This window comes from Thalassospira sp. UBA848, assembly GCF_002295455.1.
Classification (GTDB): Bacteria; Pseudomonadota; Alphaproteobacteria; order Rhodospirillales; family Thalassospiraceae; genus Thalassospira.
Genome location: NZ_DBGS01000048.1, coordinates 1 through 7,523, shown reverse-complemented (window position 1 = coordinate 7,523; position 7,523 = coordinate 1). Strand labels below are relative to the sequence as shown.

Sequence of the window (7,523 nt, the reverse complement as noted above, 5' to 3'; positions counted from 1 at the left end):
CTTATCCGTCATTTCCGTCCCGAAATGGAACGTCGGATCAAGGAATATCGCGCACGGATCGCGGCCTGAGAGAGGCCTGTTGAGAGGGATTGAGACATGCCGAAACTAACAGTTGACGGTATTGAAGTTGAAGTAGAAGCCGGGGCGACAGTCCTTCAGGCCTGTGAAGAGGCCGGTAAGGAAATCCCGCGTTTCTGCTATCACGAACGCCTGTCAATCGCCGGTAACTGCCGTATGTGCCTGGTGGAAATGGAACGTGCGCCGAAACCGGTCGCATCCTGTGCCATGCCGGCGGCAGATGGAATGGTGATCAAAACCGATTCCGATCTGGTCAAGAAAGCACGCAATGGCGTGATGGAATTCCTGCTGATCAACCATCCGCTGGATTGCCCGATTTGTGACCAGGGTGGTGAATGTGATCTGCAGGACCAGGCAATGGCCTATGGTTTTGACTCTTCACGTTACGCCGAGAAAAAACGTGCCGTGAAGGACAAGGAACTGGGCCCGATCGTCAAAACGATCATGACCCGTTGCATTCACTGCACCCGTTGCGTTCGCTTCTCCGAAGAAGTCGCCGGTGTCGGTACCATGGGTGCTGTCTACCGTGGCGAGGACACCGAAGTCGGACCGTATATCGAAGCGTCGATCAACTCCGAACTGTCGGGCAACCTGGTTGACCTTTGCCCGGTCGGGGCACTGACTTCCAAGCCGTATGCGTTTACCGCGCGTCCGTGGGAGCTCAAGAAAACCGATAGCGTCGATGTCATGGATGCGGTTGGATCCAATATTCGTATTGATGCCCGTACGGGCGAAGTGATGCGCGTTCTGCCGCGCACCCACGAAGACATCAACGAAGAATGGATTTCCGACAAAACCCGTTACGCCATTGACGGCCTGAAGCGTCAGCGTCTTGATCGTCCTTATGTGCGCAAGGATGGCAAACTCCAGCCGGCAAGCTGGGACGAGGCATTTGCTGCGATCAAGGCGAAGGTTTCCGGTCTGGCTGGCAACAAGATTGCCGCACTTGCAGGTGATACGGTCGATTGTGAATCGATGACCGCGCTGAAAGACCTGATGGGCAAGCTGGGGTCTGCGAACCTTGATTGCCGTCAGGACGGCTCGAAGATTGGTGGCCCGCGTGCTTCCTATATCTTCAACAGCACCATTGCCGGCATTGACGAGGCAGATGCCTGCCTTATCGTCGGTGCCAATGTCCGTGCAGAAGCGCCGATCATCAATTCCCGCCTGCGCAAGCGCTGGCGGGCGACGGCTGGCGATTTCAAAGTCGGCATCATCGGTGAGAAGTGGGACCCGACCTACAAGAACGATTATCTCGGTGCTGGTCCGGACACCCTCCAGGAAATTCTGGATGGCAAGAACGAGTTCGCCAAGGTTCTCGAAGCTGCTGAAAAGCCGATGATCATTGTCGGTATGGGCGCGCTCAGCCGTGAAGACGGTGATGCGGTCCTCGCTGCAACCCGCGCTATTGCCGAGAAATATGGCATGGTTGCTGGTGAATGGAACGGCTTTAACGTTCTGCACACCGCGGCATCGCGTGTTGGTGGCCTTGATCTTGGCTTCGTGCCGGGTGAGGGCGGTCTTGCGACCAACGACATTCTTGATGGCGCTGCCAACGGCGATATCGAAGTTGTCTATCTTCTGGGTGCCGACGAAGTCGACATGAGCAAACTGGAAAAGGCATTTGTCATTTACCAGGGTGCGATGGGGGATGCCGGTGCACAGGCAGCCGACGTGATCCTGCCGGGGGCTGCCTACACCGAGAAGAACGGCACTTATGTCAACACCGAAGGCCGCGCCCAGCAGGGCTGGCGTGCGATCTTCCCGGTTGGTGACGCGCGCGAGGACTGGGCGATTGTTCGTGCACTTTCCGGTGCGCTCGATCTGACGCTGCCATACAACAACATCGATGCCGTTCGCGAGCGCATGGTGGAACTCAGCCCGACCTTTGCGTCGCTGAACGTTCCGACCAAAGCAGAATGGACCGATTTCGGCAAGGCAGGTGACATGAAGTCTGATGGCTTCGTATCGCCGGTTCGCAATTTCTATATGACCGACCCGATCAGCCGTGCATCGGTGACGATGGCCAAATGTACTGAGGCCTTTGTCAAGGATGCGGCTGCCGAGAAGGTTGCCTGAGTAAGGGGAGCGACGATCTGATCGTCGCTCATCCCGCAAGGGGGTGTCCCAATTTTGGGACGAAACGCAAAAGATACGGTTTGACCGATGGAACTTCTTTGGGACGGATATATTGAACCGCTCGTCTGGATCGTCGCCAAAATTCTGGCGATTGTCCTGCCGCTGCTGGGTGCTGTCGCCTATCTGACCTACGCCGAGCGTAAGGTTATCGGTGCTATTCAGCTCCGTAAGGGCCCGAACGTTGTGGGGCCGTTTGGTCTCCTGCAGCCGCTTGCCGATGGTTTGAAGCTGTTTCTGAAAGAAACAATCATTCCGAGCAGCGCGAACAAGGGCGTGTTCATCATTGCCCCGATGCTGACCTTTATTCTGGCGATCATTGCCTGGGCGGTTATTCCGTTCGACGAGGGCATGGTTCTGGCTGACCTGAATGTCGGTATTCTTTACATCTTCGCGATTTCGTCGCTGGGTGTGTACGGTATCGTGATGGCCGGTTGGGCATCGAACTCCAAATACGCCTTCCTTGGTGCGCTGCGTTCCGGCGCCCAGATGGTCTCGTATGAGATTTCGATTGGCCTGATCATCATCTCGGTCCTGCTGACAACCGGGTCGCTGAATCTCAGCGACATTGTCCGGGGGCAGGTCGGCGGTATCTGGGAGTGGAACTTCGTTTATCACTTCCCGATGTTCATCGTCTTCATCGTATCCATTCTGGCCGAAACCAACCGCGCACCGTTTGACCTTCCCGAAGCGGAAGCCGAACTGGTATCGGGTTATAACGTCGACTATTCGGCAATGACCTTTGCGCTGTTCTTCCTGGGTGAATACGCGAACATGATCCTGATGAGTGGCCTGTGCGCCATTCTGTTCCTGGGTGGCTGGAGCGCGCCGTTGCCGTTCCTTGAATTCATCCCGGGCGCAATCTGGTTCATCTTCAAGATCTGCTTTGTTCTGTTCATCTTCCTGTGGGTCCGTGCAACCTTCCCGCGTTACCGCTATGACCAACTGATGCGTCTGGGCTGGAAAATCTTCCTGCCGCTGTCGTTTGCTTGGGTCATGCTGGTTGCAACGTTCCTCGTTGTTTTTGACAAGGTCCCGGCCTGATCGCCGCGCATCGGAAAGAGAGAGGTAAACGATGTCATTTATTGATCGGACGGCCCGGAGCTTCCTGCTCGCGGAACTCGTTTCGGGAATGGCGCTCACCTTGAAATACATGTTCAAGCCCAAGGTGACGATCAACTACCCGTACGAAAAAGGTCCGCTGAGCCCGCGTTTCCGTGGCGAACATGCGCTGCGCCGTTATCCGAACGGCGAAGAGCGTTGCATCGCCTGCAAACTTTGCGAAGCCATTTGCCCGGCACAGGCCATCACCATTGAGGTCGAGCCGCGCGATGACGGTTCGCGTCGTACCACGCGTTACGACATTGATATGACGAAATGCATTTACTGTGGCTTCTGCGAGGAAGCCTGCCCGGTGGATGCCATTGTCGAAGGTCCGAACTTCGAGTTCGCAACCGAAAACCGCGAGGAGCTGTTCTATGACAAGGACAAGCTGCTGGCAAACGGCGAGCGTTGGGAAGCCGAGCTTGCTGCACGATTGGAGGCAGACGCACCTTATCGGTAAGTGTCGCGTCTGATCGTTAGAAAGAGAGTTCATGGGCCGTTGTTAGCCATTGGGGCAGCAACGGTTCGCCAAGGGGGTACCTTATGGTCGTACAGGCTTTGGCTTTTTACCTGTTTGCTACCGTCGCGGTCTTGTCCGCGACTGCGGTTGTGACCGTTCGCAACCCGGTGCATTCGGTACTGTTGCTGATCTTGACATTCTTTAACGCAGCCGGACTTTTCGTCCTGCTGGGTGCCGAGTTTCTCGCCATGCTGCTCGTCGTCGTCTATGTCGGCGCGGTTGCAGTCCTGTTCCTGTTCGTCGTCATGATGCTCGACATTAACTTTGTCGAGATGCGTCAGGGCTTTTTGAACTATCTGCCGATCGGGGTTCTGATCGCGGTTGTTCTGTTTGTCGAACTGGCACTGGTTGGCGCTGGCTGGACCCTGACGGATGAGGCAGTCGCGGTTCTCGCGCAGCCGACACCGGCAGGGCTGACCAACGTCGAGGCACTTGGTCAACTGATCTACACCGATTACGCATACATCTTCCAGGCGGCTGGTCTGGTTCTGCTTGTTGCGATGATTGGCGCAATTGTCCTGACGCTGCGTCACCGTGATGGTGTCCGTCGTCAGAAAATCTCCGAGCAGGTCAAGCGTAACCGCGCTGATACGCTTGAAGTCAAAAAAGTTCCGGTCGGAAGGGGGATCTGATGGAAATCGGTCTTGCACATTATCTGACCGTCGCGGCGATCCTTTTCACACTCGGGATCTTCGGCATCTTCATGAACCGCAAGAACGTCATCATCATCATGATGTCGATCGAGCTGATGCTGCTGGCGGTCAACATCAATCTGGTCGCGTTCTCGTCGTTCCTCGGCGACCTCGTCGGACAGGTCTTTACCATCTTCGTTCTGACGGTTGCTGCGGCTGAAGCGGCAATTGGTCTGGCGATCCTGGTCGTTTACTTCCGTAACCGCGGCACCATCGCGGTTGAAGACATCAACATGATGAAGGGGTAAGGCAGATATGTATCCGTTGATTGTATTCCTGCCCCTGATCGCGGCAGTCCTTGCCGGGACCATTACGCTGGTCGGCGCCATGTCGACCGCGAAGCAGGCCCCGCATGACAGCCATGGTCATCACCATCATGGTGCGTCCTCGGCTGATCGCGTGGCTCAGCTGGTCACCGTTGCCGGTGTCGTGATTGCGTTTGTGATCTCGATCTTTGCCTTTGTCGATGTTGCCCTGGGTGGCAACCCGGTTGTGATCGAACTGTTTACCTGGATTTCATCGGGCAGCTTTGATGCGTCCTGGTCGCTGCGTATTGATACGCTGACCTGTGTGATGCTGATCGTTGTGACCGGCGTGTCCTCGATGGTTCACATCTATTCGATCGGCTATATGTCGCATGACCCGGACAAGCCGCGCTTCATGGCGTATCTGAGCCTGTTCACCTTTGCGATGCTGATGCTGATTACCGCCGACAACCTGATCCAGCTGTTCTTCGGCTGGGAGGGCGTTGGTCTGGCGTCGTATCTTCTGATCGGTTTCTGGTATTCCAAGCCTTCTGCATCGGCTGCTGCGATGAAAGCCTTCATCGTCAACCGTGTCGGTGACTTCGGCTTTGCCCTTGGTATCTTTGCGGTCTATGTCCTGTTCGACAGTGTTCAGTTCGACGTCATCTTTGGCAATGCCGAAGAAGTCGCTGGCGCAACGCTGATGTTCCTGGGACATGAGTTCTCCGCACTTGAGATTACCTGCTTCCTGCTGTTCATCGGCGCGATGGGTAAATCGGCACAGCTTGGTCTTCACACCTGGCTTCCCGATGCAATGGAAGGCCCGACCCCGGTTTCCGCACTTATTCACGCGGCAACCATGGTGACGGCTGGTGTGTTCATGGTCGCGCGTCTGTCGCCGATCTTTGAATATGCTGAAACCACCCTGATGATCGTGACCATCGTTGGTGCCTCGACTGCGTTCTTCGCAGCGACCATTGGCTGTGTTCAGAACGACATCAAACGCGTCATTGCCTATTCGACCTGCTCGCAGCTGGGCTACATGTTCTTTGCTTGCGGCGTGTCGGCTTATTCGGCAGGTGTCTTCCACCTGATGACGCACGGTTTCTTCAAGGCGCTTCTGTTCCTTGGTGCCGGTTCGGTCATCCACGCCATGTCTGATGAACAGGATATGCGCAAGATGGGCGGTATTGCCAAAATGGTTCCGCTGACCTTCGCTGTCATGGTGATTGGTACGCTGGCGATTACAGGTGTTCCGGGCTTCGCGGGCTACTATTCCAAGGACTTGATCCTTGAAAGCGCCTATGCCGCACATACCGGTGTTGGTTTGTACGCCTTCTGGGCAGGTATCCTTGCTGCTCTGATGACCTCGTTCTATAGCTGGCGTCTGATCTTCCTGACCTTCTTCGGCGCACCGCGTGCGGATGAACGCACCATGGCACACGTGCATGAAAGCCCTGCAGTCATGACGGGTCCGCTCCTGTTCCTGACCGTTGGTGCGATCTTCGCTGGTTGGTTTGCATCGGATTGGTTCGGTGTCGGTGATTATGAGGAAATGCTGTCCTTCTGGAATGGCGCAATCTTCATGGCAGAAGGCCACAACGCACTTGAGAACGCACACCACGTCCCGGGTTGGGTCGTTTGGGCACCGTTCGTTGCGATGCTGACCGGTCTGTCACTTGCGATTGTCATGTACAAGCTGGTACCGACGCTTCCGCGCACGCTGGCCAACACCTTCAACGGTGTTTACCGCTTCGCGCTGAACAAATGGTACTTCGACGAACTCTATGACAAGATTTTCGTCAAGCCGGCCTTTGCTTTGGGCTATGGCTTCTGGAAATCAGGGGATGGTGCCGTCATTGATGGTTGCGGTCCGGATGGTGTTGCAGCCGTTTGCCGTAACATCGCACGTCGCGTCAGCGCCATTCAGAGTGGTTTCGTCTATCACTATGCATTTGCGATGCTGATCGGCATTGCGGCGCTGGTCTCCTACACAATTTGGAAGATGGGTTAACGGGCGATGAGTGATTGGCCAATTCTTTCGATCGTCACTTTCCTGCCGCTGGTCGGTGCAGCCCTGCTGCTGCTGATCAACGGTGAAGAGGCGACTGTTGCCCGCAATTCCCGTTGGGTTGCGCTTTGGACCTCGGGGTTCACGTTCCTCGTATCCTTGATGCTGTGGGTGAACTTCGATGCAACGACCGCAGATTTCCAGTTTGTCGAGCAGGCGGACTGGATGCCGGGTCTGAACATTTCCTATCACATGGGCGTTGACGGTATTTCCGTTCTCTTCGTCCTGCTTGCGACCTTCCTCACACCGATTTGTATTCTGTCGGCCTGGGAAGCAATCCAGAAGCGCGTGAAGGAATACATGATCGCCTTCCTCGTTCTTGAAACGATGATGGTCGGCATGTTCAGCGCCCTTGACGGTCTGCTGTTCTATCTGTTCTTCGAAGGCGTCCTGATCCCGATGTTCATTATCATCGGCGTCTGGGGTGGTCAGCGTCGCGTCTATGCGGCATTCAAGCTGTTCCTCTACACCCTTCTTGGTTCGGTCCTGATGCTGGTGGCACTGCTTGCGATGTATTTCGAAGCGGGCACCACCGATATCCCGACCCTGATGGAATACGGCTTCGACTATAATATGCAGCTCTGGCTGTGGCTGGCCTTCTTTGCATCGTTCGCCGTCAAGGTGCCGATGTGGCCGGTCCATACCTGGCTGCCCGATGCCCACGTTGAGGCACCGAC

Annotated in this window: 7 protein-coding genes; all 7 read left to right on the top strand. The window is 55.7% G+C overall.

Annotated elements, in window-relative coordinates:
• The first annotated feature begins 96 nt into the window (after window positions 1-96).
• Complete coding sequence (gene nuoG, locus B2R48_RS06275) at window positions 97-2,157, top strand: NADH-quinone oxidoreductase subunit NuoG (protein ID WP_296998846.1); 2,061 nt, start codon at window positions 97-99, stop codon at window positions 2,155-2,157.
• Between the two features lie 87 nt (window positions 2,158-2,244).
• Window positions 2,245-3,258 carry an NADH-quinone oxidoreductase subunit NuoH gene (nuoH, locus tag B2R48_RS06270; protein ID WP_062954568.1) on the top strand — a complete coding sequence of 338 codons (1,014 nt, stop codon included), beginning with the start codon at window positions 2,245-2,247 and terminating at the stop codon, window positions 3,256-3,258.
• A gap of 31 nt (window positions 3,259-3,289) precedes the next feature.
• Window positions 3,290-3,778 (top strand): NADH-quinone oxidoreductase subunit NuoI, encoded by a 489-nt coding sequence (nuoI, locus tag B2R48_RS06265; protein ID WP_044826786.1) that lies wholly within the window; start codon window positions 3,290-3,292, stop codon window positions 3,776-3,778.
• Between the two features lie 83 nt (window positions 3,779-3,861).
• Window positions 3,862-4,470, top strand: coding sequence for an NADH-quinone oxidoreductase subunit J (locus B2R48_RS06260; protein ID WP_062954571.1), 609 nt, complete (start codon window positions 3,862-3,864; stop codon window positions 4,468-4,470).
• A complete protein-coding gene (nuoK, locus tag B2R48_RS06255; protein WP_007089416.1) occupies window positions 4,470-4,778 on the top strand; it encodes an NADH-quinone oxidoreductase subunit NuoK in 309 nt (102 codons plus the stop codon). The genes B2R48_RS06260 and nuoK overlap by 1 nt, the downstream gene beginning before the upstream one ends.
• Before the next feature lie 7 nt (window positions 4,779-4,785).
• The gene (gene nuoL, locus B2R48_RS06250) at window positions 4,786-6,789 is read left to right on the top strand and encodes an NADH-quinone oxidoreductase subunit L (protein ID WP_296998842.1); all 2,004 of its coding nucleotides are present in this window, start codon (window positions 4,786-4,788) and stop codon (window positions 6,787-6,789) included.
• A 6-nt stretch (window positions 6,790-6,795) separates the two neighbouring features.
• Window positions 6,796-7,523 (top strand): NADH-quinone oxidoreductase subunit M (locus tag B2R48_RS06245; RefSeq protein ID WP_296998840.1); only part of this gene is annotated, 728 nt, incomplete at its 3' end.